This window comes from Pseudomonas sp. SWRI81, from assembly GCF_014268545.1.
GTDB classification, from domain to species: Bacteria; Pseudomonadota; Gammaproteobacteria; order Pseudomonadales; family Pseudomonadaceae; genus Aquipseudomonas; species Aquipseudomonas hamedanensis.
Genome location: NZ_JABWQS010000042.1, coordinates 1 through 24,866 on the forward strand (window position 1 = coordinate 1; position 24,866 = coordinate 24,866).

The 24,866-nt window shown below is 59.4% G+C and carries 24 protein-coding genes and 1 pseudogene; 13 read left to right on the forward strand and 12 right to left on the reverse strand.

Going from position 1 to position 24,866, the window contains the following annotated elements; genetic code table 11:
- The first annotated feature begins 173 nt into the window (after positions 1 to 173).
- Genes HU765_RS21495 through HU765_RS21505 form a run of 3 tightly spaced genes read left to right on the forward strand, consistent with a single transcriptional unit; the run spans position 174 to position 3,739 of the window.
- A complete protein-coding gene (locus tag HU765_RS21495; RefSeq protein WP_186551138.1) occupies positions 174 to 833 on the forward strand; it encodes a paraquat-inducible protein A in 660 nt (219 codons plus the stop codon).
- Positions 820 to 1,443 carry a paraquat-inducible protein A gene (locus HU765_RS21500; protein WP_186551139.1) on the forward strand — a complete coding sequence of 208 codons (624 nt, stop codon included), beginning with the start codon at positions 820 to 822 and terminating at the stop codon, positions 1,441 to 1,443. The genes HU765_RS21495 and HU765_RS21500 overlap by 14 nt, the downstream gene beginning before the upstream one ends.
- Positions 1,436 to 3,739: an MlaD family protein gene (locus tag HU765_RS21505; protein ID WP_186622815.1), complete on the forward strand. Its 2,304-nt coding sequence runs from the start codon at positions 1,436 to 1,438 to the stop codon at positions 3,737 to 3,739. Before HU765_RS21500 ends, HU765_RS21505 begins: the two co-directional genes overlap by 8 nt.
- A gap of 191 nt (positions 3,740 to 3,930) precedes the next feature.
- Here HU765_RS21505 and mksF read toward each other — a convergent pair whose 3' ends face one another.
- The 3 genes from mksF to mksB are packed head-to-tail and all read right to left on the reverse strand — an operon-like array spanning position 3,931 to position 8,739.
- The gene (gene mksF / locus HU765_RS21510; RefSeq protein ID WP_186622817.1) at positions 3,931 to 6,771 is read right to left on the reverse strand and encodes an Mks condensin complex protein MksF; all 2,841 of its coding nucleotides are present in this window, start codon (positions 6,769 to 6,771) and stop codon (positions 3,931 to 3,933) included.
- Positions 6,768 to 7,469, reverse strand: a complete 702-nt coding sequence (gene mksE / locus HU765_RS21515; RefSeq protein ID WP_186622818.1) for an Mks condensin complex protein MksE — start codon at positions 7,467 to 7,469, stop codon at positions 6,768 to 6,770. Before mksE ends, mksF begins: the two co-directional genes overlap by 4 nt.
- On the reverse strand, positions 7,459 to 8,739 hold the full coding sequence (gene mksB, locus HU765_RS21520) for an Mks condensin complex protein MksB (protein ID WP_161806067.1): 1,281 nt from the start codon (positions 8,737 to 8,739) through the stop codon (positions 7,459 to 7,461). Before mksB ends, mksE begins: the two co-directional genes overlap by 11 nt.
- Positions 8,740 to 8,971: 232 nt before the next feature.
- Between mksB and HU765_RS21525 the strand changes: the two genes are divergently transcribed.
- A complete protein-coding gene (locus HU765_RS21525; RefSeq protein ID WP_186622872.1) occupies positions 8,972 to 9,718 on the forward strand; it encodes an energy transducer TonB in 747 nt (248 codons plus the stop codon).
- Positions 9,711 to 10,163: a ribosomal protein S18-alanine N-acetyltransferase gene (gene rimI / locus HU765_RS21530; protein WP_186622820.1), complete on the forward strand. Its 453-nt coding sequence runs from the start codon at positions 9,711 to 9,713 to the stop codon at positions 10,161 to 10,163. Before HU765_RS21525 ends, rimI begins: the two co-directional genes overlap by 8 nt.
- A gap of 100 nt (positions 10,164 to 10,263) precedes the next feature.
- Here the strand turns inward: rimI and HU765_RS21535 are convergent, their stop codons facing one another.
- Positions 10,264 to 10,665, reverse strand: coding sequence for a serine kinase/phosphatase (locus HU765_RS21535; protein ID WP_186622822.1), 402 nt, complete (start codon positions 10,663 to 10,665; stop codon positions 10,264 to 10,266).
- Between the two features lie 141 nt (positions 10,666 to 10,806).
- On the opposite strand from HU765_RS21535, the gene can reads away from it, so the two are divergent.
- Entirely contained in the window at positions 10,807 to 11,451 is a 645-nt protein-coding gene (can, locus tag HU765_RS21540; protein ID WP_053123831.1) for a carbonate dehydratase, read from the forward strand.
- Positions 11,452 to 11,469: 18 nt separating this feature from the next.
- Here the strand turns inward: can and HU765_RS21545 are convergent, their stop codons facing one another.
- Both HU765_RS21545 and HU765_RS21550 read right to left on the reverse strand, forming a co-directional pair.
- On the reverse strand, positions 11,470 to 11,985 hold the full coding sequence (locus tag HU765_RS21545) for an SET domain-containing protein-lysine N-methyltransferase (protein WP_186622824.1): 516 nt from the start codon (positions 11,983 to 11,985) through the stop codon (positions 11,470 to 11,472).
- 176 nt (positions 11,986 to 12,161) lie between these two features.
- Entirely contained in the window at positions 12,162 to 13,349 is a 1,188-nt protein-coding gene (locus HU765_RS21550) for a hypothetical protein (RefSeq protein ID WP_186622826.1), read from the reverse strand.
- A 219-nt stretch (positions 13,350 to 13,568) separates the two neighbouring features.
- Between HU765_RS21550 and HU765_RS21555 the strand changes: the two genes are divergently transcribed.
- Positions 13,569 to 13,859, forward strand: coding sequence for a nucleotidyltransferase domain-containing protein (locus HU765_RS21555; protein ID WP_186551147.1), 291 nt, complete (start codon positions 13,569 to 13,571; stop codon positions 13,857 to 13,859).
- A gap of 67 nt (positions 13,860 to 13,926) precedes the next feature.
- Here the strand turns inward: HU765_RS21555 and HU765_RS21560 are convergent, their stop codons facing one another.
- Entirely contained in the window at positions 13,927 to 15,345 is a 1,419-nt protein-coding gene (locus tag HU765_RS21560) for a TIGR00366 family protein (protein WP_159245687.1), read from the reverse strand.
- Between the two features lie 340 nt (positions 15,346 to 15,685).
- Between HU765_RS21560 and HU765_RS21565 the strand changes: the two genes are divergently transcribed.
- From HU765_RS21565 to HU765_RS21580, 4 genes are all read left to right on the forward strand, one after another.
- Complete coding sequence (locus tag HU765_RS21565) at positions 15,686 to 16,999, forward strand: MFS transporter (protein ID WP_186622828.1); 1,314 nt, start codon at positions 15,686 to 15,688, stop codon at positions 16,997 to 16,999.
- A gap of 115 nt (positions 17,000 to 17,114) precedes the next feature.
- Positions 17,115 to 18,431 carry a PAS domain-containing methyl-accepting chemotaxis protein gene (locus HU765_RS21570; RefSeq protein ID WP_186622830.1) on the forward strand — a complete coding sequence of 439 codons (1,317 nt, stop codon included), beginning with the start codon at positions 17,115 to 17,117 and terminating at the stop codon, positions 18,429 to 18,431.
- A 171-nt stretch (positions 18,432 to 18,602) separates the two neighbouring features.
- Positions 18,603 to 19,202, forward strand: coding sequence for a flavin reductase family protein (locus tag HU765_RS21575; protein WP_186622832.1), 600 nt, complete (start codon positions 18,603 to 18,605; stop codon positions 19,200 to 19,202).
- A 73-nt stretch (positions 19,203 to 19,275) separates the two neighbouring features.
- Complete coding sequence (locus tag HU765_RS21580; protein WP_186622834.1) at positions 19,276 to 19,908, forward strand: LysE family transporter; 633 nt, start codon at positions 19,276 to 19,278, stop codon at positions 19,906 to 19,908.
- A gap of 10 nt (positions 19,909 to 19,918) precedes the next feature.
- On the opposite strand, the gene HU765_RS21585 is transcribed toward HU765_RS21580, so the two are convergent.
- From HU765_RS21585 to ggt, 3 genes and pseudogenes are all read right to left on the reverse strand, one after another.
- The gene (locus tag HU765_RS21585) at positions 19,919 to 20,290 is read right to left on the reverse strand and encodes a helix-turn-helix domain-containing protein (protein ID WP_186622836.1); all 372 of its coding nucleotides are present in this window, start codon (positions 20,288 to 20,290) and stop codon (positions 19,919 to 19,921) included.
- Positions 20,291 to 20,293: 3 nt separating this feature from the next.
- Positions 20,294 to 20,446: pseudogene (locus HU765_RS21590) on the reverse strand (type II toxin-antitoxin system HigB family toxin); the annotation flags it as partial.
- 136 nt (positions 20,447 to 20,582) lie between these two features.
- Entirely contained in the window at positions 20,583 to 22,412 is a 1,830-nt protein-coding gene (ggt, locus tag HU765_RS21595; RefSeq protein WP_186622840.1) for a gamma-glutamyltransferase, read from the reverse strand.
- Between the two features lie 336 nt (positions 22,413 to 22,748).
- Between ggt and HU765_RS21600 the strand changes: the two genes are divergently transcribed.
- Positions 22,749 to 23,141 (forward strand): helix-turn-helix transcriptional regulator, encoded by a 393-nt coding sequence (locus tag HU765_RS21600; RefSeq protein ID WP_238344747.1) that lies wholly within the window; start codon positions 22,749 to 22,751, stop codon positions 23,139 to 23,141.
- 79 nt (positions 23,142 to 23,220) lie between these two features.
- Entirely contained in the window at positions 23,221 to 23,445 is a 225-nt protein-coding gene (locus HU765_RS21605; RefSeq protein WP_186622844.1) for a SymE family type I addiction module toxin, read from the forward strand.
- Positions 23,446 to 23,912: 467 nt separating this feature from the next.
- Here HU765_RS21605 and HU765_RS21610 read toward each other — a convergent pair whose 3' ends face one another.
- Both HU765_RS21610 and HU765_RS26920 read right to left on the reverse strand, forming a co-directional pair.
- Positions 23,913 to 24,281 (reverse strand): hypothetical protein, encoded by a 369-nt coding sequence (locus HU765_RS21610; RefSeq protein ID WP_126366361.1) that lies wholly within the window; start codon positions 24,279 to 24,281, stop codon positions 23,913 to 23,915.
- Entirely contained in the window at positions 24,281 to 24,841 is a 561-nt protein-coding gene (locus HU765_RS26920; protein ID WP_238344748.1) for a hypothetical protein, read from the reverse strand. The genes HU765_RS21610 and HU765_RS26920 overlap by 1 nt, the downstream gene beginning before the upstream one ends.
- Positions 24,842 to 24,866 lie beyond the last annotated feature (25 nt).

Below are 24,866 nucleotides of genomic sequence, written 5' to 3' on the forward strand. Positions count from 1 at the left end.
CATGTGAGAGTAGGTCATCGTCAAGATTAAATTCCGAAACCCCAATTGCGAAAGCAGTTGGGGTTTTGTTTTGCCTGTGGAAAAGTTTTGCTCGTAATGACGAACAAAATTGCACAGTTATTTTTGAAGCAGAACACTAGAATAGCCCCACCTTATTCGGAGCCAGAGCCTGTATGTCAGAGTCGGTTGACGCCCCCGGGCTGTCAGATTTACCGCTGGAGGACTTGGTGGCCTGTCATGAGTGCGACCTGCTGATGCGCAAGCCACAACTTGCCCACGGCGAAAAAGCGCTCTGCCCACGCTGCGGTTATGAGTTATATGCCCACCGCCATAACGTGGTGCAGCGCAGCCTTGCCTTGGTGATCGCAGCATTGCTGTTGTACATCCCGGCGAATTTTTTACCCATCATGCAGCTCAACATCCTTGGACAATCTTCCCAGGATACGGTCTGGAGTGGCGTACTCGGCCTGTTCAACACGGACATGAAGGGTGTGTCGATTGTTGTCTTTCTGTGCAGCATGGCCATACCGCTGGTGAAGTTGTTGTGTCAGTTGTTCGTTTTGCTGACCATTCGTTTTAACGTCGGCCGCAGCTACGGCTTGCTGCTGTATCGCATTTATCACCACCTCAAAGATTGGGGGATGCTCGAGGTATACCTCATGGGTGTGCTGGTGGCGATCGTCAAGTTGGCGGACATGGCAGCGATCACTGTTGGCCTGGGCCTGGTGTGTTTCATTGGTTTGTTGTTGGTCCAGGTCTGGCTGGAAGTGGTGATGTCACCGCATCAGATCTGGCAGGCGTTATCAGGAGAAGATGCTCATGCGGGCGATTGATGCGGGCATTCTGATTTGCATCGAATGTCACGAATTGAACAGACAGGCCGCGGACACCGATGAGCAAACCTGCACCCGCTGCGGTGCATTGGTCCACGCGCGCCGGCCGAACAGCCTGGCGCGAACCTGGGCCTTGCTGATCACCGCAGCGATTATCTATATCCCGGCCAATGTGCTGCCGATCATGACGGTCAGTTCGCTGGGCCAGGGGGATCCGAGCACGATCATGTCCGGGGTGATTCAACTGGTGCAGCACGGCATGATTCCGATCGCCGCCGTGGTGTTCATCGCCAGTATTCTCGTGCCGACTTTCAAGCTGGTCGGTATCGCGCTGTTGTTGTTTTCGGTGCAGCGACGTCAGCCGTTGTCGGCCCGTCAGCGCATCTGGATGTACCGCTTCATTGAGTTCATTGGCCGCTGGTCGATGCTCGATATTTTTGTGATCGCCATTCTCGTGGCGGTCGTCAACTTCGGCCGGCTAGCCAGTGTCGAAGCCAACCTTGGCGCCATCGCCTTCGCCAGTGTGGTGATCCTGACGATGCTCGCCGCAGTAACTTTCGATCCCCGACTGATTTGGGATAACACGGAGTCGGACGACGACCATGACTGATTTGCCTGTAGCGAAAACCCGACCGGCTTCCAACTGGTCTGCGATTTGGGTACTGCCTCTGATTGCGCTGATCATCGGCGGCTGGCTTGGCTGGCGTGCCTGGTCCGAGACCGGTATCGAGATCCAGGTGCGTTTCGAAAGCGGTGAAGGCATCCAGGCCAACAAGACCGAGGTCATGTACAAAGGCATGTCGGTCGGTAAGGTCAAGACCCTCAAACTCGACGATGAAGGCAACTCCAAAGGGGTGATCGCCACTATCGAGATGAACAAGGATGTCGGGCAATACCTCAAGACCAGCACGCGTTTCTGGCTGGTCAAACCGAGCGTGACCCTGGCCGGTATCACCGGGCTTGAAACGCTGGTCTCCGGTAACTACGTGGCGATCAGCCCCGGGGAAGGCGAACCCGTGCGCAAGTTCAAGGCGCTCGCCGAAGAGCCGCCGCTGTCTGACGCCCAGCCAGGCTTGCACCTGACCATCAAGGCAGATCGCCTCGGTTCGCTGAGCCGTGGAAGTCCGGTGTTCTACAAGCAGATCAAAGTGGGTCAGATCAAAAGTTACCTGCTCTCGGAAGATCAGAGCACGGTAGAACTCAAAGTCTTCATCGAGCCGACTTACGCCAAACTGGTGCGCAAACACACGCGCTTCTGGAACGCCAGCGGCATCAGTATCGACGCCAACCTGTCCGGGGTGAAAGTGCGTAGCGAATCGCTGGCGAGCATCGTCGCTGGCGGTATCGCGTTCGCGACCCCAGAGAATCGCAAGGACAGTCCACCGACTGATCCAAGCCTGCCGTTCCGCCTGTATGAGGACTTTGACGCCGCCGCTGCCGGCATTCGCGTCAAGGTCAAACTCAGTGACTTCGAAGGTCTGCAGGCCGGCCGCACGCCGGTGATGTACAAAGGCATTCAGGTCGGCAATCTGAAGGCGCTCAAGGTCGATCCGGACCTGAACAGCGCCACCGCCGAGCTGACCCTCGATCCGTTGGCCGAAGACTATCTGGTCGATGGCACGCAGTTCTGGGTGGTCAAACCGTCGATTTCCCTGGCCGGCATCACTGGCCTGGAAGCGCTGGTGAAGGGCAACTACATCGCTGTGCGCCCCGGCGATAAAGGCGCTGCGCCGAAACGCGAGTTCGAGGCACGACCCAAGGCCCCGCCGCTGGATCTACGCTCCCCGGGCCTGCATCTGGTGCTGTTCACCGATGCCCTCGGCTCGATCGAGGTCGGCAGCCCGATTCTGTACAAGCAGGTCAAGGTCGGTTCGGTGCAGAGCTATCAGTTCTCCAGGACCCGTCAGCAAGTGGTCATCGGCGTGCACATCGAGAAGGAATACGAAAACCTGGTTAACGCGTCGACCCGCTTCTGGAACGTCAGTGGCATTACGCTGACAGGCGGCCTGACCGGTGGCATCCAGGTGAAAAGTGAGTCACTGCAAACCCTGATGGCCGGCGGCATCGCTTTTGAAACACCGCAGGCCAAGGCGCCGCTGCAAAAACGTATCCCGCGCTTCCGTCTGTTCGCCAGCCATGACGATGCCAATCAGAAGGGTGCGGTGGTCACCATCAAGGTCGACCGCGCCGATGGCCTGCGCAGCGGCACGCCGGTCCGCTTCAAGGGGCTGGATGTCGGCAAGATCGAAAGCGTCGATCTGACCGACGACCTGCAGTCGGTCATCCTCACTGCGCGGATCACCGAGGTGCCGGACAAGATCGCCCGCGCGGGCAGCCAGTTCTGGGTGGTCAAGCCGGAATTGGGGCTGATCAAGACTGAAAATCTGGAAACCCTCGTCACCGGTAAATACATCGAGGTACAGCCCGCGCCGAAAAATCTCGGGCCGCAGAAAAACTTTGTCGCCTTGGCGCAAGCACCGGAAGTCACTCGACAGGAAGCCGGCCTGAGCCTGGTATTGAGCGCTGCCCGTCGTGGCTCGCTGAAGCCAGGCGTGCCGGTGACTTACCGTGAAATCACGGTCGGCAAGGTGACCGGATATGAACTGGGGCAGACTGCGGATCGCGTGCTGGTACACATTCTGATCGAGCCGAAGTACGCGCCGCTGGTGCGCAGCGGCAGTCGGTTCTGGAACACCAGTGGCGTAGGTTTCGATTACGGTTTGTTCAAAGGTGTGACGGTGCGAACCGAGTCGCTGGAGACGCTGATTCAGGGCGGTATCGCTTTCGCCACCCCGGACGGCGAGCGCATGGGCAATCCGGCGCGGGCCGAGCAGACATTCCCGTTGTTCGACAAGTTTGAGGATGAGTGGCTGACTTGGGCGCCGAAGATTCAGCTCGGTAAGTAATCTGAAGTTTATGTGGCGTCTATCAAGACGCCTTCGCGAGCAAGCCCGCTCCCACAGGGGAACGCATTCCAACTGTAGGAGTGAGCCTGCTCGCGATAGCGCACTTCCAATCAACACAAAATCCAAGCCATAAAAAAGGGCCGCGATCCCAACAGATCGCGGCCCTTTTTATTACCTTCAACTAAAGCCGATCAAACCGCATCCAGCTCCGGCTCATCCGCTTGAACATTCAACGTGGCCTTGACCGCATCATGCCGGCGGATGTACTTCCAGTCCGCCTCATCGATGTAGATCCCCGTCGGGCCGCTGCCACCTTCCAGGTCAATCGCCACACTGGCGCAGACCTGCGGCTTCACGCTCGCCAGAATCGGCACGAAGCCCAGTTGCAGACTGGTTTCCAGCAAGGCCGCCTGGTTTTTCTCGTCGATGTCCGCCGCCTCGTCGAGGTAGTACGGCAGACGCACGCGGCCGGCCAGATCGCGGTCCATCAAGTGCAGCAACAAGTACATGTTGGTCAGCGCCTTGATGGTCATGGTCGTACCGTTGGATGCCGCGCCGTCGATGTCGGTGTGGATCACTGGCTGACCATTGACCTTGGTGATCTCGAAGGCCAGTTCGAACAAGTCCTTGAGACCGAGCTGGTTGTGGTTTGCCGCCACCAGCCGCGCCAGGTATTCCTTGGCCTCTTCGTTCTTGTTGTCCTGCTCGGCGCTCTGGCTCAGGTCGAATACCGACAGCGTTTCGCCTTCTTCGTACTGGCCGGCGCTGTGGATGATCTGGTCGATGTGCTTGAGCGCTTCCTTGTTCGGCGCAAGGACGATGCGGAAGCTCTGCAGGTTGGAGACCTGACGCTTGTTGATCTCGCGGTTGAACAGCGCCAGTTGATGCTCGAGGCTGTCGTAGTCGCTGCGGATGTTGCGCAGGGTGCGGGCGATGTCGGTGACTGCCGCGCGCCGCGCTTTGCCCAGCGTCAGCGCTTCATCGGTGCGATGCGCGTAAGCGTTGATCAGCAGCGACAGGCGCCGCTCCATATCGTCTTCGCTGTCGAACTTGGCCACACCTTTCAGACGGACCTGCGCATACAGCGCTTCGATCTGGCCATCGGCACGCAGCAGGCCCTGCCAGCTGTCTTGATAGTCGTTGAGCAGCGGCAGCAGGTTGTCCATCGAATCATCGACCGGATCCATGAACGGCGTGCCGAACGGCAGATCCGCCGGCAGCAACTGACGACGGCGCAATGCATCGTCGAGAGTGCGTTGCTTGGCTTCCATGTCAGCGATCTGCCGGCCGACCAGTTGCAGCTTGGCCGACAGTTGCTGGACGCGCTCGGTGAAGGCGTCGCTGGAGCGCTTGAGTTCGTCCTGCGCGGCTTCCATCTGCGCCAGTTGTTCGAGCTTGTCGCCTTCTTCGGCGCTCAGGGTCTGGGTGCGACGGAAATCTTCCAGAGCTTTCTGCGCGTCCAGCACTTGTTGATACAGCGCCTCGGTCTGGGTCTTGCTCGCGGCGCGGTCGGCGGCCACGGCTTGCTGGGTCTTCAGCTGCTTGAGCTCTTTTTCCAGACGCTCTTTCTGATCACGCAGCGCGGCGCGGTCGGCCAGCGCTTGCAGAGCTGGCGGCTCGATGTGCGAGATGTCGATGGACAGACCCGGCACTTCGAAACGCTCGCCTTTGAAGCCATCAAGAATCAGCTCGACCGATTTGACCCACTCGCCGTTCTCATCGAGGGTAATGCCGTGTTCGCCCAGCGGCAGGCTGAACAGAGCGCTGTTGAACAGGCGCATCAGACGCTCGACGTCCTGTTGCGAAAACTCTTCGCGCAGGCGCGCGTAGCTGTTGTTGTCGGCGTGATCGAGTTGCTGCTTCACCGACTTCAGGCGTTTTTCCAGATCGCGCAGGCGCTCTTCGAGATCTTCGGCGCTGAACTGACGCGACTGCGCCAAGGCACCGGCCAGTTCGTCGTGGGCATCTTTCGCGGCGAGTAATTGCTGCTCGAGCACTTTGACGTCATCGACCAGGGCGAAGCGGTTTTTCAATACCGACAGCTCGCCGAGCCAGCGCTGAATACCGGAGATCTCGCGCTCCAGGCGCATCAGTTCCTGTGTGCCGCCGCGCTGATCGTTTTGCAGATCGTCTTGCTCGCGGCGGTAATGTTCGGCCTGAATGGTCAGCTCTTCCTTGCGCGCAGTCGCGTAGTCCGACCAGGTGCCGAGCAAGGAATCGAGCAGCGGCGACAGGCGATGCAATTTGCCGCGCAGCACGTCGCGCTGCTTCACGCCGTTGGCCAACGCTTCGACCAACGGGCCGGCAGCCACCAGCGAGTTGTAATCCTGCTCCATGCGCCGCACATCGCGGAAGGCTTCTTCGCACGCGGCGATGTAATCGACGCTGCCGGAACGCAAGCTGTGCTCGAAAGCATCGAGGAACAACTGCTTGAGCTTGGCCGCGGTGATTTCGCGCATGTGCAGCAAGTTGATGAACAGCGCACGGAAAGTCTTCAGGCTCTGCTCGCTGGTCGAACGCAGCGGGATCAGCGTCAGGTCGAGCGGGATCGAAGTGTGACCGCCGACCAGCAAACGGCGCAGTTCGTCCGGCTTGAGTTCGTAGGCCTTGAGGCCTTCTTTCTCGAGATTGCTGAACAGTTCTTTCTGGCGCAGGCAGGTGTCGTTTTTCTGGTAATGGGCCAGATCGAGCTTGCCGGCATAGGCGAAGAACTGGTGACCGAAACCACCGCCCGGGCCGCGACCGACCACACCGATCACGTGCGGGCCGTGGGGCAGATTGACTTCGACGAGGATGTAACTGGTGTCGGAAGCAAAGTAGAAACGCCGCGATTGTTCGAGGCTGTACTTGCCGAAACTCATGTCTGACATGCGCGCCAGAATCGGGAATTGCAACGCGTTGATCGACGCCGATTTACCGAGGTTGTTCGCGCCGTAGACCGACAGCGGTTCTTCCAGCGGGAACAGGCCGAGGCTGTAACCGGCGGTGTTCAAAAGGGCAAAGCGGCGGATGCCGTAGCGTTCCTGGCTCATGCGTCGGACTCCTGTTCTTCGGCAATGGCGCGGGCCAGTGCGTCTTCTTCGCTTTCTTCTTCAAATTCGCTCAGGTCGAGCGGATCGTCGGTGGCGAGGAATTTCGCCTCGGCTTCTTCGTCGATCAACACCGGCGCCGGCAGCGGCAGGACGCTGTGTACGCTGGCCGCCAAATCGCGGTCCTGCTGCACCGACAGGCACACATCGAGGAAGCGGTGCATCGGCGGCAGGAAGCGGTACACGCCGTTCTCTTCGCCGGCGAAACCGAGCTGAGTCATGCGGCGCATGATTTTCTCTTCGAGCTCTTCAACGGTCTGCACCTCGGCCTGAATGAACAGGTCGCGGTATTTTTCCAGCAGCGATGGCAACTCTTCGCGGCCGAGGCTGCCGCCGTCGAGCACGGCGATCGGGTCGCGGCCCTGATCGGCCAGGTGCTCGACGAGGATAAAGGTGAACAGCGCCAGACGCTGTGCGGTCTTGTTCACTGCAGCGGCGGCCATGTCCGGCACGAAGTAATAAAAGCCACGGGTATCGCAGACCAGTTCAAAGCCTAGCGCCTTGAACAGCGTGCGGTACTGGTCCTGGAAATTCGACAGTTGTGCGTACAGCTCAGGATCACGGCGGCTGACGTGGTAACCCTTGAACAACTCGCGGAAGATCGGCGCCAGTTGCGACAGTTCGGAAAGATCAAGATGCATGGGGGATGCTCGCAGAATCCTCGGCGGCAGTGTCGCTGGCCGAGAGCAGGGCGAAGGAGCGCAGGCTGACCTGGTGCTCGTGAGTGTGGTATTCGCGGCGTTCCAGACGCTCGCGCTTGAAGCGTTTTTCCCGCGACAGGCGCGAGAACCAGTAAAGCAATTCGTCGGTGGCGCCGTCAGGTTCCTGCTCCAGCAGCCAGGTCATCAGATCCGGCATCGGCAGCGATTCTTCACAACGGTCGACCATCTCGCGCACGGTGCGTGGCGCGCGTGGAGCATCGCCGGTCTTTTGTGTCTTGTGCGCCTTGGGGAAACGCGCCGGTTTCGGCTCGAAACGCGCCAAGGCGTAAACGTAAGCTTCGACCTGACTGGCGCTGCCGAGGAAAGTGCTTTGCGGGCGGGTGAACAGGGGCATCGCCGCCTGCGGTACGGCGTCGATGCCTTTACGGCGAATCGCCGCCAGCGCCAGTGCGGCGCCACGGGTCACGGCGTTGTGCCGGCGCGCTTCTTCACGCAACGGCAGCAGCAGTTCGCGGGCATGGCGTAGGGTCAGTTGCGCGCTGGTCTGCATTTCGAGGATGCGTGCGTGGGTGCGCAGGAGCATGTCGTCATCGACCAGATGGCCGAGGCGCTGCTGTTCGCTGAGCATCTTCAGCAATACCGTTTCGACCTTGCGCACGCCTTGTTCGAAGGCGCCGTCGGCGTTGACCAGATCGATCATCGGTTCGACGTATTCGTCCCACGTCGCCAGCACTTCGGCATAACGCTGACGCAGCGGAATCTGCCGGTCGCTGGTCTTGGCCCGTTCGGCGACCGCCACCAGCGCCTGTTCGTCGTTGTCGAGTTTCTTCAGTACGTCGCGCACGCGCATGTCGAGCAGACGCAATTGGCGGGCCAGGTCGTTGCCGTCGCGAACGTCGAACGCGTCCTGGATATAACCGGCCAGACGTTCGAGGTGGCGCAGGTAGGCTTCGATCTCCAGGCACAGCCCCAGACGGTGTTCGCGGCGCAGATAGGCAAGGAAGTCATGAATTTGCGCGTTCAGCTCGAAGCGGTTCGGGCTTTTCGCCACCGGAACCAGAATATCGAGGCGGATCCACACGTCGAGCAGGCTGGTGATGTCCTGCGGCGTGCTGTCGAGTTGTTGGGCGGCCAGTTGCGTGCGCAGTTCGTTGAGGCTCAGGGTGCCTTGGTCGAAGTGCTCGCACAGTGGCTCCAGAAGTGCCCAGTGTTCAGCGAGGGCGCGCAAGACGCGCTTGGGTTCGATCATCGGAATGGCCGGCTGGTTGGCGATTAAAAGCGGCGATTGTACTGCATCGCAGGCGTGTCGATTCACTCTCGGGACGGGCTGTCGCATTCTTTGCTTAAAGCGCGTCGACAAAGAGTGTCGATCAACAACGGGCGATCTTGAACGAAGGGCGGTAGAATCAGCACACTTTCCGTTATCCACAAGTGGCCGACCCTTGCTTATCGAGTCCCGCCGCCGCGCCTATTTGAACGCCATGCAGGTGGTCAACTGGCTGCCGCGCACCGAACTGCCTTTCGCCGCACCGTCGCGGCCCGAGCTGCTGCAGATGCCCGAGCCTGAGGTCGAGGTTGCGGTTGTGCCGGCGCCTCAGGCCGAAGCGCCGGTAGCCCCTGCCGCGCGTACGCCCGAGCGGCCGAAAATCGAAGTGCCGCGTCCGTCGTTGGCCAGTACCCGAAACGGCGCCAAACCGGTGGAGGTGGTCGACGACACGCCTGTGGTCGTCAAGCCTGCGCCAGTGCCGCCGCCGCGTTTTGCCCTGCAACTGCTGCGCGCCGGACGCTGTCTGCTGCTGGTCGAGTTACCCACAGGCGACGCGTTCCAGAGCCGCGATCCGGCGTATTTGCTGCTCAAGGACATGTTGCGCGCCGCCGGTCTGCCGGATGCGCCGCAGATCGTCGGCGAGCCGGTGCGCTGGCCATGGCTTAACCGCGGCACGCTGGATCAAGGCCCGGAAGCGGCGCGTGACTTCGTTCAGGGCTTCCTGTCCGTGCAAATGGAAACGGCGCCATGCGCCTGCCTCTGGTTGATCGGTCTGCCGGCGGTGCGGTTTGCCGGTGAAGCGGACGCGGAAGCATTCAATCGTGAATTGCAGATCGAAGGTCTCGGTTCGGCCTGGGCCATTCCCGGTCTGGAATTGTTAATGGAAGAGCCCCAGCGCAAGGCCGCTGTGTGGCAAGCCATGCGTCGGCTGATGGCGCGCTGGAAAGAATCGAATGAGTGACGCGGTAACCTTCCGTTCGATGACCGAGGCGGATCTCGAGGCAGTGCTGAAAATCGAATATGCCGCGTACAGTCATCCGTGGACTCGGGGGATTTTTCTTGATGGACTGGGCAAATACCAGATCTGGCTGATGTTCGAAGGGCAGCAGCAGGTTGGACACGGTGTGGTGCAGATCATTCTCGATGAGGCACACCTGCTCAATATCACCGTGAAGCCGGAAAATCAGGGGCGTGGACTAGGGCTGACGTTGCTTGAGCATTTGATGTCGCGTGCGTATGCGGCCGAGGCTCGGGAGTGTTTTCTTGAGGTGCGTGACAGCAATACCGCGGCGTTCAAGTTGTATGAACGGTATGGCTTCAACGAGATTGGACGGCGTCGGGATTACTATCCGGCGGTGGGTGGGCGCGAGGATGCAGTGGTCATGGCCTGCACCCTGGTGGATTAGGCCTTAAAAGCATCGCGAGCAGGCTCACTCCTACAATTTGGAATGCGTTCCCCTGTGGGAGCGAGCCTGCTCGCGAAGGCGTCCTGTCAGGCAGTGAAAATCAGCGCTTGCCATCCAGCGGATCCAGATCCGCCATCTCAGCTTCATCCAGCCCGTCACCCCCGCCGATGTCATTCTCATCGACCACACTCAAATCCCAATCCGCCTGCTCACCCTCGCCGATTTCCTCGGCATCCCGGGCGCCATCGTCGCGAATCAGGGTTTCCGGGCTCATATCATCGTCGGTGGGCTGACGATCATCCATCGACGCGCCCGTCATACCCGCCTCACGCACGCGCTCACGGGGCATCAGTTGGTCGCGTTCACGCTCGGGCAGCTCATCACCAATCTTCGCGGTCTCCTCGTCGTCAAAATCCAGCTCACGCACCGAACCCATGCGGTCTTCGTTATCATCGATGGGCTCCGGTTGCACCGCATCATAAGGGCGTCGTGAATCAGTCATGGCAATTCCTCGTACTGTGGGCCTTACTGAGGTGGACTCACCGGGCGCGCAAGAATTCCAACGGAAACACTTTGCGATGATGGCGTGACCCCGACGGGCGGTTGTCTGTCATACCAGCGCATCTTTCTTGAGGCCTTACACATGCACGATTTACAAGACCTGATTGATAACAACGAGCGTTGGGCTGACGCGATTACCAAGGAAGACCCGGATTTCTTCGCCAAACTGGCGCGCCAGCAGACCCCGGAATACCTGTGGATCGGTTGCTCCGACGCACGCGTGCCAGCCAACGAAATCGTTGGCATGCTGCCGGGTGATCTATTCGTTCACCGTAACGTTGCCAATGTGGTGCTGCACACCGATCTCAACTGCCTGTCGGTGATCCAGTACGCGGTCGATGTGCTCAAGGTCAAACACATCCTCGTCACCGGTCACTACGGCTGCGGCGGCGTGCGCGCATCGATGCAGGATCGCCAGTTCGGCCTGATCGACGGCTGGCTGCGTTCGATCCGCGACCTGTATTACGAAAAACGCGAAGAGCTGGCCAAGTTGCCGACTGAAGAAGAGCAGGTCGACCGGATGTGCGAACTCAACGTGATCCAGCAGGTGGCGAATGTCGCGCACACCAGCATCATCCAGAACGCCTGGCATCGCGGGCAAAGCCTGTCGATCCACGGCTGCATCTATGGCATCAAGGACGGCCGCTGGAAAAGCCTGAATACGACCATCAGCGGTTTCGAGCAGTTGCCGCCGCAGTATCGCTTGCGTCCGGTCGGCGCGCCTTGATCGCACCTTTCAGTGTGATCATCGGCAGCGCCAGCGTTGCAGAAAGTGCAGGCCCTCGATCGTGGGTGGTTCGTCGTAACCGGTGATCCACCCGCGGCAACGTGGCGAACCGCACTGGCAAGCGAACTGGCGCAGCAGTTTGTCTTCGGTGGTGGCGTAATCCATGGTCAAGCGTTCGCCGCTGTGGATATCTTTCAGCGCCCATAGCCATAACTCGCTCACGTCGAGAAAGACGTTGGGGTCGCAGGCATGCTGGAGCAATCCGCAGAAGCGCGGATCGTAGACATGAATGCCGGTCAGCAATTGCCGCGTGTGTCGGCAGCGGTAGGGCAATAATTGACCGGAAACCCTGCACATTCGCCGCGCTTGCAGGAATTCGCGGCGCGTTGCCACCGCTATCCCGTGGCCGCCGCCGTCGTGGACGATTTCAAAATCGCTGCTGGAAGGAAAACCGAGACGCACGGGCAGGCCGGCGAACGGATAGATACCTTTGGTATCCGGTGGTGCGGTTGAAGCCATGGCGTGGGTATTCATCACGATCCTTGTCGCAATGCCATTGCGACTTCCTCGGTTGACGTCCTGTCAACTTGCGTATCACTTGGATCCAATCTTGTCGCATTAGGTATAGCCGGTCTACTGTCAGATCTGACAGGCGATTTAGGCGTATTCCCGCGTCAGCCTTTGCCGACACGGGAACCACACCGAAGCGGTTACAGGTGCGGCGCTGCAACGGCCGGTTTTGGCAGAGGCGCTCTGAGTTGCTGGAGTTGCGCTTTGACCGGCGTGCTCGCGCACTGGGTGGCGGCCTGCTCCGGGGTCAGGTTGCGGATCGAGGTGTAGAACAATTCGCAGGTTTTGACCTTCTGAGTGACTTGCCAGGTCTGCGTGCAGCTATTGAGCAGAGCGGAAGGGTCGCTGCCCGGTTTGCTGCCCATCCCCGCCTGCCAGCAAGCCGCACTCAAATCCTGTCCCATGACGCGCAGGCCCGCCGCGTCAGCCTTGGCCTGGGCATCGTCGCCGGTGTAGCTCTTCGGGTCGGCGGCGTACCAGATATAGCTCGGGTGGTTGGAACCCAGCACCGGCACGTTCACCCCTTCGCTCGGGCTGATGGTCGCCAGCCCCAGTACAGCCACCGTCGGCCCGTATTGCTGCTTGATCCAGTTACGCACCGGTGCGCCGAACGCGACCATCGGCAGCGTTGTGCCGCTGGCGGTCTGGCTGAACTGTTTGACCAGCGTGGTCTGGTAATCCGTGAAGTAAGCATAAACGCCTTCCAGATCACTGCCGGCGTTGGACGGCGCGGCAATCGGGGCGATGTCGATGATGGTCTGGAACGCCGGCGTCTGATCCGCCGGGATGCCGTTGTCGGTGAGCAGCGTTGCCCAGCGATCGGTGGTGTTGGAGCGCAGGTAATCTTGCGCCTGGGTCAGGGAGTAATCCGGCGGGAAGTGCAGCAACTCGACGCTTTTGCGGTTTTCCAGGGCCATGCCCAGCGGCAGGAACAGGTACCAGCTGTAAGCCCACTTGCCGTCGGCGTTGAGCTTGCTTGCACCGCTATAGGCCAGGTCGCCGGCATCGAGCAGCGCGGACAGCGGCTTGTCGTAGCCCGCAGGGACGCCGGTGATTTCGGCGTAGAGCTGATCGTTATCGGTTTTCACCCGCACTTTTGCATCGGGATAACCGTCGCGCTGTACGCTCTGGCTCAGGTAATGGGCGACGGTCTGCTCCAGCGTCCAGTTGCGGAAGCAGATCACGCTGCAGTTGTTGGGGTAGGCGAAGAGGCGGGTGACGCGCTCGGTACTGCCCAGCTTCAGGTCGACATCGGCGTGGGCGGCGGCGCTCAACGTGAGCGCGGCGAGGGCCAGTGCGGCGGGGGTAAGTCCTGCGAATTTGAACATGCTCAGATCCTTTTCAGCGTGGGTTCCCCGCGAACGTGGGGGCGCTTCATAGTGGATCAGCTGTGTTTGACAGGAAAGCGGTTGGTTGTGGATTCTTGCCGGAATGCTGTTTGCTCAGGCAGTGCACATGCAATGTTACGGCTGGGCCAGCAAGCGCGCTGCCGGGCACGCGTGCGCACTGCTAGACTGCAGCGACATTGAATTTTTCACGGGTGAGTCATGAAACCTTCTACTGCTCTTGATATGCAAAGGTCCGCCGTCCGCGAAGTGATCGGGCGCTTTCGCGTGGCCAACCCGCGTGTATTTGGTTCGGCATTGTCGGGAACGGATCTGGACGGTAGCGATCTGGATCTGCTGGTTGATCCGCTGCCCGGCACCACGCTTTTTGATCTGGGCGGACTTCAGGTTGAACTTGAAGACCTGCTAGGCGTTGCGGTCGAAGTATTGACGCCGGGAGACCTGCCAGTGAAATTTCGTCAGCAGGTGCTTGATCAGGCGCGCCCCGTCTAAAACAGCGAGCAAGTCCTTGCGAAGTATTTGAATGCACCTGCCCTTGAGCAAGTGCATTTACATCAACCTACGGCATCACCGGCGGCGTATACGCCAATGTCGTCCCCAGTGCCCACAGCAACAGGAGCACCAGCGGCGTGTGCACCAGCAATTGCACGAACGAGAAGCCGATCAGGTCCCGCGCTTTCAAACCGAGCACGCCGAGCAGCGGCAGCATGTAGAACGGGTTGATCAGGTTCGGCAATGCTTCGGCGGCGTTGTAGATCTGCACCGCCCAGCCGAGGTGGTATTGCAGGTCGTTGGCGACTTGCATCACGTACGGCGCTTCGATGATCCACTTGCCGCCGCCCGACGGAATGAAGAAGCCGAGAATCGCCGAGTACACGCCCATCAGCAACGCGTAGGTGTCGTGGGAGGCGATGCTGACGAAAAACGTTGAAATGTGATGGGCCAGGGTCTGTGCGTCTGCGCCTTTGACCGTGGTCATCAGCGCGGCAATCGAGCCATACAGCGGGAACTGGATCAGCACGCCGGTGGTGGTCGGTACCGCGCGGGCCACGGCATCGAGAAAGCTGCGCGGGCGCCAGTGCAGCAGTGCGCCGAGCATGATGAACAGGAAGTTGTAGGTGTTCAGCCCGGAAATCGCCGTAATCGCCGGTTTCGTCGAGAACTCATGAAACAGCCATCCGGCCGCCAGCAGCACCAGCACAATGATCAACAACGGGCTGTGTTCCAGCCATTCGCCCGGGCGGGTGCGCGGTTGCAGCGGCGGCAGGTTGAAGGCCGGGTCGATGCCGCAGGCCTCGGCGTCGCGTGCCGAGTTCGGCCCGGGGGCGGTGGCGTAGGCGATGATGATCGAGATAACGATCAGCGCCAGCAGCATGACGCCGGACTGCCAGAGGAAAATGGTTTCGGTGAACGGAATCACCCCGGTGATCGATAGAATCGACGGCGGCAGGCTGCCAGGGTTGGCCTGCAACTGCGCGGCCGATGACGACAAGCCCAGCGCCCACACCGCGCCGAGGCCCAGATAGGCGGCGGCACCGGCGGCGCGATAATCCATTTTCAGATCGGTGCGGCGGGCGAGGGCGCGTACCAGCAGCCCGCCGAACACCAGCGACAGGCCCCAGTTGAGCAGAGACGCGACCATCGAGATCAGCGCTACCCAGGCTACGGCGGAGCGACCGTTCTTCGGGATGCGCGCCAGCTTGTCGATCAGTTTGACCGCGGGCGGTGAGCTGGCGACAACGTAGCCGCCGATCACCACGAACGCCATCTGCATGGTGAAGGGGATCAAGCTCCAGAAGCCGTCACCGAAGGCCATGGCTGCAGCGGTGGGTTTAGCGCCCATGGCCAGCGTGGCCAGGGCAACGATGATCACGGCCAACGCGGCGAACACCCAGGAGTCGGGAAACCAGCGTTCGGCAAAACTTGAACAGCGCAGGGCAAAGCGCGCGGAGCGGCTATCTTCGATATCAACGGCCACGGGATGTACCTCGGATTTTTATGGTTATTTTGGCCTGGCGGGCCACAATTTCAGCAATGTCACCGCCCCTTGTGGGAGCGAGCTTGCTCGCGAAGGCGTCAGGTCAGTCAACAGTGATGCTGAATGTACCGGCCTCTTCGCGAGCAAGCTCGCTCCCACAGGGATTCATGGTGGTTGGTAAATTGTGACCCGGTAGACAGGCACTAACAGTAAATCAAGCGCCGCCCTTTTGTTGAGCAGGTTTTTCGCAAACCGAGACTATGGTCTGACGGGTTGTCGATCAGTGCTTTTGCGTAGACCATGGGCGCCTTGGTTTTTGCCGATGCCTGAGTTTTTTGTCATGACTGCCAATTCCCCAGCCCGACCGGCGCCCTTCAGCCGTTCCGACTACAAGACCCTCGGCCTTGCGGCGCTCGGCGGCGCGCTGGAAATCTACGATTTCATCATTTTCGTATTCTTCGCGCTGACCCTGAGTCAACTGTTCTTCCCGCCGGAAATGCCCGAGTGGCTGCGTCTGCTGCAGAGCTTCGGCATCTTCGTCACCGGTTACCTGGCGCGGCCATTGGGCGGGATACTGATGGCGCATTTCGCCGACCGCCTGGGCCGAAAAAAGGTTTTCAGCCTGAGCATCCTGATGATGGCGCTGCCGTGCCTGCTGATCGGGATCATGCCGACCTACGCCCAGATCGGCTATTTCGCACCGCTGCTGTTGCTGGCGCTGCGCATCCTCCAGGGCGCGGCGGTGGGCGGCGAAGTACCAAGCGCCTGGGTGTTCGTTGCCGAGCATGCGCCGACCGGCCATCGCGGCTACGCGCTGGGATTTCTTCAGGCAGGCCTGACCTTCGGTTACTTGATCGGCGCACTGACCGCGACCTTCCTCGCGCAAGTTTTCACGCCCGCAGAAATCCTCGACTACGCCTGGCGTTACCCCTTTCTGATCGGCGGCGTGTTCGGTGTGATCGGCGTTTATCTGCGTCGCTGGCTCAGCGAAACCCCGGTGTTCATGGCCATGGAAGCGCAGCGTGAGGCGCGGATCGAACTGCCGCTGCGCACGGTGCTGCGTGAACACCGTCTGGCCATGCTGCCGGCGATGTTGCTGACCTGTGTGCTGACTTCGGCGGTGGTGGTGTTTGTCGTGATCACGCCGACAATGATGCAGAAAACCTTCGGCATGACTGCCAGTCACACCTTCGGCCTCAGCGCTTTGGGCATTGTCTTCCTCAATATCGGCTGCGTGGTCGCCGGGCTGTTGGTCGATCGCATTGGCGCGTGGCGCACGGTCATGCTGTACAGCCTGTTGCTGCCGCTGGGCATTGGCGTGTTGTATGGTTGCCTGATCATGGGCGGCCATTGGCTTGGCCTGGCTTATGCCGTGGCCGGTCTTGCCTGCGGTGTTGTCGGTGCGGTGCCGTCAGTGATGGTGGGGCTGTTCCCGGCGCGTATTCGCGTGTCGGGCATTTCCTTCACCTACAACATTGCCTACGCCGCGTGGGCAAGTATCACACCGCTATTGCTGATTGGTCTGATGCCGTGGAGCCCATGGATCTGCGTGATGTTCTGTGCAGTGATGGGCGCGGTGGGGATGCTGACGGCGGCTTATTTCGGTGCGCGCATGCCGCGCACAGGACCGTGTCAGGCTGCCGGCGCCGTCTGAGCCGAAAGCGCCGAACTATTTTCGACTGACGGGTCGCAAAGTCGCTTCAGAAAAGCCTTTCAAGGCCGATGGCTAGGTAGTACGCCGCTTCCAACCCTGCCATCGGTGCTTTCCCATGTTCAATAAACGCTTGAAGCAAGAGCTGGCCGCTCTCCGTGAAGAACTCTCCAGCCTTGTACAAGTGAAGGAAAGCCTGGAAAGCGAAATGCTCGCGCTGACCCTCGAACCCGACGGGCGGATTCGCTCGGTCAATCAGAACTTCCTCAGCGAGATGTTCTACAAAAGCCAGGACCTGATCGGCCGGGCGATTGAAGACATCGTGCCGGCCCACGTCAAAACCGACGAATTCCATCAGCGCTTCAAGAACGCCATGACCCGCGGCGAGCATTTCGCCGGCGCCGTGCGCCTGTTGCGCGGCAACGGCGCCGAAGCGTGGCTGCGCTCGATCGTGCAACCGGTGCGCGCCTCGGATGGGCGGATCAGACACATATCGTTCTACGCCAGTGACCTGACCCGCACCATCGAGGCCTCCCGCGAGCATGAAAACCTGATCGGTGCACTGGTACGTTCCACTGCTGTGATCGAGTTCGACCTCAACGGTAATGTGCTTAGCGCCAATGACCGCTTCCTCAACGGCATGGGTTACAGCCTGGCGCAGATCAAAGGCAAACATCACCGCACGTTCTGCGCTCCGGAAGAATACACCAGCGCCGAGTACCAGAACTTCTGGCGGCGCTTGAACAGCGGTGAGTTCGTCGCAGGCCGCTTCAAGCGTATCGACAGCCATGGTCGTACGGTGTGGCTGGAGGCGTCTTACAACCCGGTGGTCGATGCCAACGACAAACTGTACAAAGTGGTGAAGTTCGCCACGGTGATCACCGATCAGGTCAACCGCGAGCAGGCGGTTGCCGACGCGGCCAGCATTGCTTACAGCACCTCGCAACAAACTGACAGTACCGCGCAGCGCGGCACCACGGTAGTCACCGAAGCGGTGAACGTGATGCGTGATTTGTCACGCCACATGCAAGCCGCCGGTGAGGGCATCGAAGCGCTGAACGAACAATCGCTGGTAATCGGCACGATCGTCAAAACCATCAGCGGCATTGCCGAACAGACCAACCTGCTGGCGCTTAACGCCGCGATCGAAGCCGCCCGTGCCGGCGAACAGGGCCGTGGTTTTGCCGTGGTCGCGGACGAGGTGCGGCAACTGGCCTCGCGCACCAGCCAGGCGACCGATGAAATCATCGGCGTGGTGCGGCAGAACCAGGAAATGGCGCGTAACGCCGTGGCGCTGATGACCGACGGCAAGCTTCAGGCTGAACAGGGCCTGGCGTTGGCGGCGGAGGCTGGGACGGTGATTGTCGAGATTCAGGACGGTGCGCAGAAGGTGGTGGATGCGGTGGGGCAGTTTGCCAATCAGCTCTCCCACTGACACCGCACTGATCGTTCCCTTGTAGGAGTGAGCCTGCTCGCGATTGCGGTATGACATTCAATATTAACGTCGACTGACATACCGCAATCGCGAGCAGGCTCACTCCTACAGGTTCTGTGTTTCTTCAGTGGCAGCGCTACAATCGGCTCCTTTTCTCCCGGAGCAGATCCCATGAGCGACTCCCACCGCCGTCCGGTGCCCTTGAACAAAGCCTATCGCCTGCTCAACCACGGACCGACCGTACTGGTCAGCGCCGCCCATGACGGCCAGCGCAACATCATGGCCGCCGCCTGGGCCATGCCGCTGGATTTCGAACCGCCGAAGGTCGCCGTCGTCCTCGATAAATCCACCTGGACCCGCCAGTTGCTCGAAGCCTCCGGCACCTTCGTGCTGAACGTGCCGTGCGTCAATCAGGCCGATATCGTGCAAACCGTGGGCAACACCTCCGGTCTGGACATCACCCGAACCCAGGGTCAGGACAAATTTCAGGCGTACGGCCTGCAGATCTTCGCTGGCGAACAGGTTGAAGCGCCGCTGCTGGAGGGCTGCGTCGCCTGGCTCGAATGTCGCCTGCTGCCGGAGCCGCGCAACCACGAACAATACGACCTGTTCCTCGCCGAAGTCATCGCCGCGCAATCCGACGAGCGCGTGTTCAGCGACGGCCGCTGGCATTTCGAAGGGCATGATGGCTTGCGCACGCTGCACCATGTTGCGGGCGGGCATTTCCTGACGATTGGCGATGGGGTGGACGGCAAGACGCTGACGGTTTAAATGGCGTTGATGGAAAACCTTCAGCGGATGTAGCAAGGTAGAGGCCAAATTCCATCTATCAGGCGCAACGCACATGGACTTATCTGTTGCCGGTTATCTCGCCCCGTTGCTGTCGCTGGCGCTGTTGTGGACGCTGGCCGTAGTCACGCCCGGGCCGAATTTCTTCAACATCGCGCAACTGGCGGCCAGTCAATCCCGTCGGCATGGCGTGGTGGCTGCGCTGGGCGTGGCCACCGGCACAGTGCTGTGGGGGCTGGCCGGCGGCCTTGGGATCAAGACTTTGTTCAGCGCCGCGCCGGCCCTTTATCTGGGCTTCAAGATTGCCGGTGGCTGCTATCTGATTTATCTGGGCCTGAAGCAATTCAAGCGCAAGGCTAAGGTTGCCCCCGGTGCACCGGCTGCGCCCCGGCAGACTTATTTCGGCGTCTACGCTCGCGGTTTCCTCGGCAACATGACCAACCCGAAATCGGCGTTGTTCGTCGCCACCATCTTCGCTACGGCCATGCCGACTCACGTACCGCCAGTCCTGCTGGCGCTGGCCGTGCTGACCATGGCGACGCTGTCGTTCAGTTGGTATTGCAGCGTCGCGCTGTTCTTCGCCAGCCGCCGGGTTGCCGGCGTTTACGAGCGGTTACGCCAGTGGCTGGATCGGTTGGCGGGTGGGTGCTATCTGTTGTTTGGGGTGCATTTGGTGGCGAATCGCTGAGTCTCCAGCCTCAACAGTGTTTCATAGGTTTGATCAGGCTTTCCGCAGGAATCCCGAATAACTCATGAAGCTTCCAGATCATTGGCAAGGTCAGTGCTCGCTTGCCGTTCAATACCTCATAGACCCGGTTCGTTCGACCGATAGCCGGAGCCAGATCAGCAGCCGACAGGCCTGATTGTTCCATCCGGAATTTGATGGCATCGATCGGATTCGGCAGATCCAGCGGAAAGCTCTTGGCTTCGTAGGCCTCAATGAGGGTGATCATGATTTCGAAGTAGTCACCTTCAGGGGTCCCCGGTTCTGGCTCGTTGTCGAAGAGCGCAGATATATTTTTAAGCGCCGCTCGGTAGTCTTCCTCGTTATGAATCGGGCGTATGTTCATGGGTTACTCCATTTCGACGGTATCAGCGTCGATCGCATCGTACTGCTTGTGAGTACCGACGAATTTTATATAAATCGCGCCGTAGCGATAGGCCACAGCTACGATCAGGAGAAAGTCGTTGCCCTTGATGTTGAACACAACTCTCCGGCTTTATTTCCTGAAAGGTTCCTTACTCTATCTGCCCCAGCTAATTTTCGGGGTAGGAAAAGGCGACGAGGTGCATATGAACAGAGCCTATCGCCGACAAAAAAAGCCTACCTCCCGGTAAGCCTTTTCTGTCCACTTCGTAATACTAATCCCCCAGCGCTTCTCCCTCACGTCGAGGATCGGCACCCCCCGTCAACGTTGCTTTTCCCTGCGCATCCTTGACCCGCACGATTGCCTGCGTGCCGCTGGTCATGTCGATTTCGCTGATTGTGTGGCCCTTGTCCTTCAATGCCTGAATCAGCGCCGGGCTGAACTGGCCTTGTTCCAGTTCGGTCGGGCCGTTGCGGCTGCCGAAGTTGGGCAGGCTGATTGCGCTTTGCGCGTCGAGGTTCCAGTCGAGCAGGCCAATGGTGGTTTTGGCTACGTATTCGATAATTTGCGAGCCGCCAGGCGAGCCAACCGTGGCGAGGAAGTCACCAGTGTTGCGATCAAAGATCAATGTTGGCGCCATGGACGAGCGTGGGCGTTTGCCCGGTTCGACGCGGTTGGCAACTTTCTGGCCGTTCTCTTCGGGGATGAAAGAGAAGTCGGTCATCTGGTTATTCAGCAGAAAACCCTGAACCATCAGGTGCGAGCCGAACGCGGCTTCGATGGTGGTGGTCATCGACACGGCGCCGCCGAGGTCATCCACCGCCACCACTTGCGAGGTTGAGATGCGCAACGGCGAACGATCCGGCGCGTAGGCCACTTGCACGCCTGGCGGTGTGCCCGGTTTGGCGCTGCCCATGCTGCGCTCGCCGATCAGGCTGGCGCGGCTGGCCAGATAGGCCGGATCAAGCAGACCTTTGACCGGCACCGGGACGAAGTCGGTGTCGGCCACGTATTGCGCGCGGTCGGCGTAGGCCAGGCGTTCGGCCTCGGCGATCAGATGCACGGCTTGCGGATCCGGTTCGATGCCGGCCGGCTTATTGGTTTTGACTGGTTTGAGCGGGGTCAGGGACAAACGCGGGTCGCGGGCCAGCGCCTGCAACGTGCCGAGAATCTGCGCCACGGCAATCCCGCCTGACGACGGTGGCGGCATGCCGCAGACCTGCCAACGCTTGTAGTCGGTACACAGCGGCGCGCGCTCCTTGGCCTGATAGCGCTGCAAATCGCTAAGCGACAGGCTGCCTGGATTGGCGTGTTGTTGAACCTTGGCGACGATCTCTTCGGCGATCGGACCTTTGTACAGCGCATCGGCACCTTCGCTGGCGATGCGCTTGAACACGGCGGCCAGTTTCGGGTTTTGCAGGCGCGTGCCGACGGCTTTGATGCTGCCATCGGCATTGAGGAAGTACGCGGCCATGTCTGGCGACTGGCGTATCAGTGGATCGGCAGTCAGCAGCGAATGCAGGCGCGGGGAAATCGCAAAGCCTTGCTCGGCCAGTTTGATCGCCGGCTCAAACAGCTTCGCCCACGGCAAGCGACCGTGTTGCCGATGCGCCAACTCCAGTGCGCGCAACACCCCGGGCGTACCGACCGAGCGCCCGCCAATCTGCGCTTGCGTGAAGGCCATCGGTTTACCATCAGCAGTCAGGAACAGCTTCTCGGTGGCCCCGGCCGGCGCCGTTTCACGGCCGTCATAAGTGCGCACCTGCTTGCCGTCCCACAACACAATCATCGCACCGCCACCGATCCCGGAAGACTGCGGTTCAACCAGCGTCAACACCGCCTGCATCGCAATCGCCGCATCAATCGCCGAACCACCCTGGCGCAACATCTCCCGCCCGGCTTCGGCCGCCAGCGGATTGGCAGCGGCAGCCATGTGTTTGCTGGCGTGGCGGGTTTGCAGACCAGCGCGGTAACCGGAAGCGGCTTCCGGTGCCAGCGGCAAGGAAGAAGAGGGCGGGGCGTTGCATGCGGTGAGGGTCAGAGCGCTGACAAGCAGTGTCAGGGCTGGCAGGCGAAAGCGCTTCAAGGGCTGGGCTGGAAACACGCGGGCTCTCCGTCCGTGGGTAGAAGTCTTGGGGGACTTTATCGAGCGGGCGGGCGGGGTGCAAACCGGGTGGGGATTTGATGCTTGGTCAATCGTCCTCGACGGTGCGTTCTAAACCCGGTTGGTGGTGATGGATTCAATCAAATCAATGGCGTCTGTGGTTGTAGCTCTTCGCCCCGGCTGGAGTACCTTTTGTGCATTTCTCCTACAGAACTTTCAGGTCGACAACCTACGCGCCGCAGCCTGAGGATGTTTTCTGTAGTTTTTCCAGGATGGATATCAGATGAAGAGGATGAGTCCGTTGCCATTCGATTTTATTTTCGGTCGGCCATTGTCATGAGCATTTCCAATGAGGATCGCGATTTTCTGGTGGCGATGGGCAGTCGCATTGCTCACTTACGCACAGTGCACGAGATAACACAGACGCGGTTTGCACGGGCTTTAGGTCTTTCCCGGCAGACCTTTCAGGGTTACGAGGAGGGCACGCGCAGCATGCCGGTCACGACACTGGTGAAGATGGCATTTGCGCTGCGCGTGCCTGTTGAAGACCTGCTCGGGGTTCCCTCGTACACGGAGACGCCCAGACGCAGCTTGACCTCGACGTGGTATCGACGGCTGCAGTCCATCAATGAGCTTTCGAAGGTTCAACAGAAGGTTATTGCGCAGATGCTCGACGCACTGATCGCTCAGGCAGCGACCAAAACAAGCAACGAAGAAAGAGAAATTTGAAGTAACCCTAAGAACGCGGAGCCAAGGTGCGCCAACACCCTGGCCCCGCTAACCACAAGCAGCTAAACAGGAGCTAATCATGGCTAAAACCAATCATACGTCATCAACCCCCATCACTGAACGCCGGTTGAAAATCGCCGCTGATTTTTACCCGGCCCACACAAAGGACACACCCTACAGCCCCGGCAAGCCTGTGCCTTGGATCAGGCTGCGCGGGTTGTGGTTGCGGCAAGCGGGATTCGAGGTAAACGAGAACGTCAAAGTGCGCGTGATGAAGGGGTGTCTGGTGATTACGGCGGAGTAGAGCAGTAGATGGGGGGCTTAGGTAAATAGGCAACACTGGCGCATTAAGAGAAACGCTGCTATCCCTTAAGGATAGTGGCGTTTTAGCTGAGCATTTCGCCGGTTACCTTTTTATGGTTATCTGAGTCCATAGTTTGATCGTGCGAGGATCAGCTCTTCAAAGACAACCCGGTGCAGGTGCTCCATATCTCCCGAAGTATTAAACAGGCCAAATCCTAAGGAATTATGTCGAGCAGCGCTAGGCCATGGGGGAAAAGCTCTCTTTTTAAAGATGGCTATTTCAAAAAGTGTTTTGATTTATCTGGAAATTACTAGCGGTATAGGCCCGTTACACCAGGATTACACCCGAATAGTGACGTGGCATTATCTTGAATTCCAGATTTGCGTATGTGAGATCAGACGAAGTAAGTATTGAAAGTTAGACGCTAGGAGCATATACAGAAAACCCGGCGCTGGGCCGGGCTTGTCTTACGGCTTATAGAGCCAATCTCTTTCTTCTGCAATGGTCCGAAGGATTTTTGATTTTCGTTTGATATCGTTTTTCTCGTTCCCATCAAAGTCAATAATGGCGTGCTCTTTGAACGGCTCAGGATCGGGGAAAGCTGGAAGCTCCAGCGCTCCACACTCGGCAACCGTGACAGCTACCACCCCGACAGACCTAAGGCCCAGTGACTGAACGAAATGATCGTGAGCATTCGGTGGGTCGATTTGGTCACCATCGTAGCAAGAAAGTTTCTTATCATCTTTCGGCGTGGGACTAAAAGCTTGCGATGTGATCTTTCCATCCTGAATGAAGCTTGGATTAATTTGTCGCAGCAGATGCGTACTCTCCTTCATCAAATCTCTCCCTTTGCGGCTTTGGAAATTAAATCGACGAGCGCCTGTTTGTGGGTAGGATCGTCCAAGGAAAGCACTTTGGATATCTCTTGCATTGTCTCGGTGTTGAGGCAATGAAGGTCGCCAGATAGGCTGGCGAGATCAATTTCTAAGCTGACGTCCTGATTTCCGGTTCGCCATTCAAGCTGAACCCCACCCTCTTCTGTAGGGTAGATATAAGGGCTAGGCAGCGTAGGTGGATAGGTGTCGACGAAAAAGCTCTCAAGCCAGTCAAAGTCGGACGACGCTGGAACGAGCCCGCGACCATCCAGCCAACCGACTTTAAGAAGTCTCAGCTCGTCGATTCTAGCCAGTGGATCGTTGGTATCGATAATGGCGGCGTCCTCAATAACATCAAATGAGTGTAGCCGTTCATAGCGGTCAAATCGACCAACGCCCGAGACTGAAACCTTGAGCCCGGTTCGGTAGCCGCTCATCGCCTCAAGGATGGTATCCAAGTGAATAGCGTCAACCTTGGCGGCAATTTTTCTGCCGCCTGGCAACTGCAGTTCGAAACTCATCTTGCTTTGATCAAGCTCAGACACG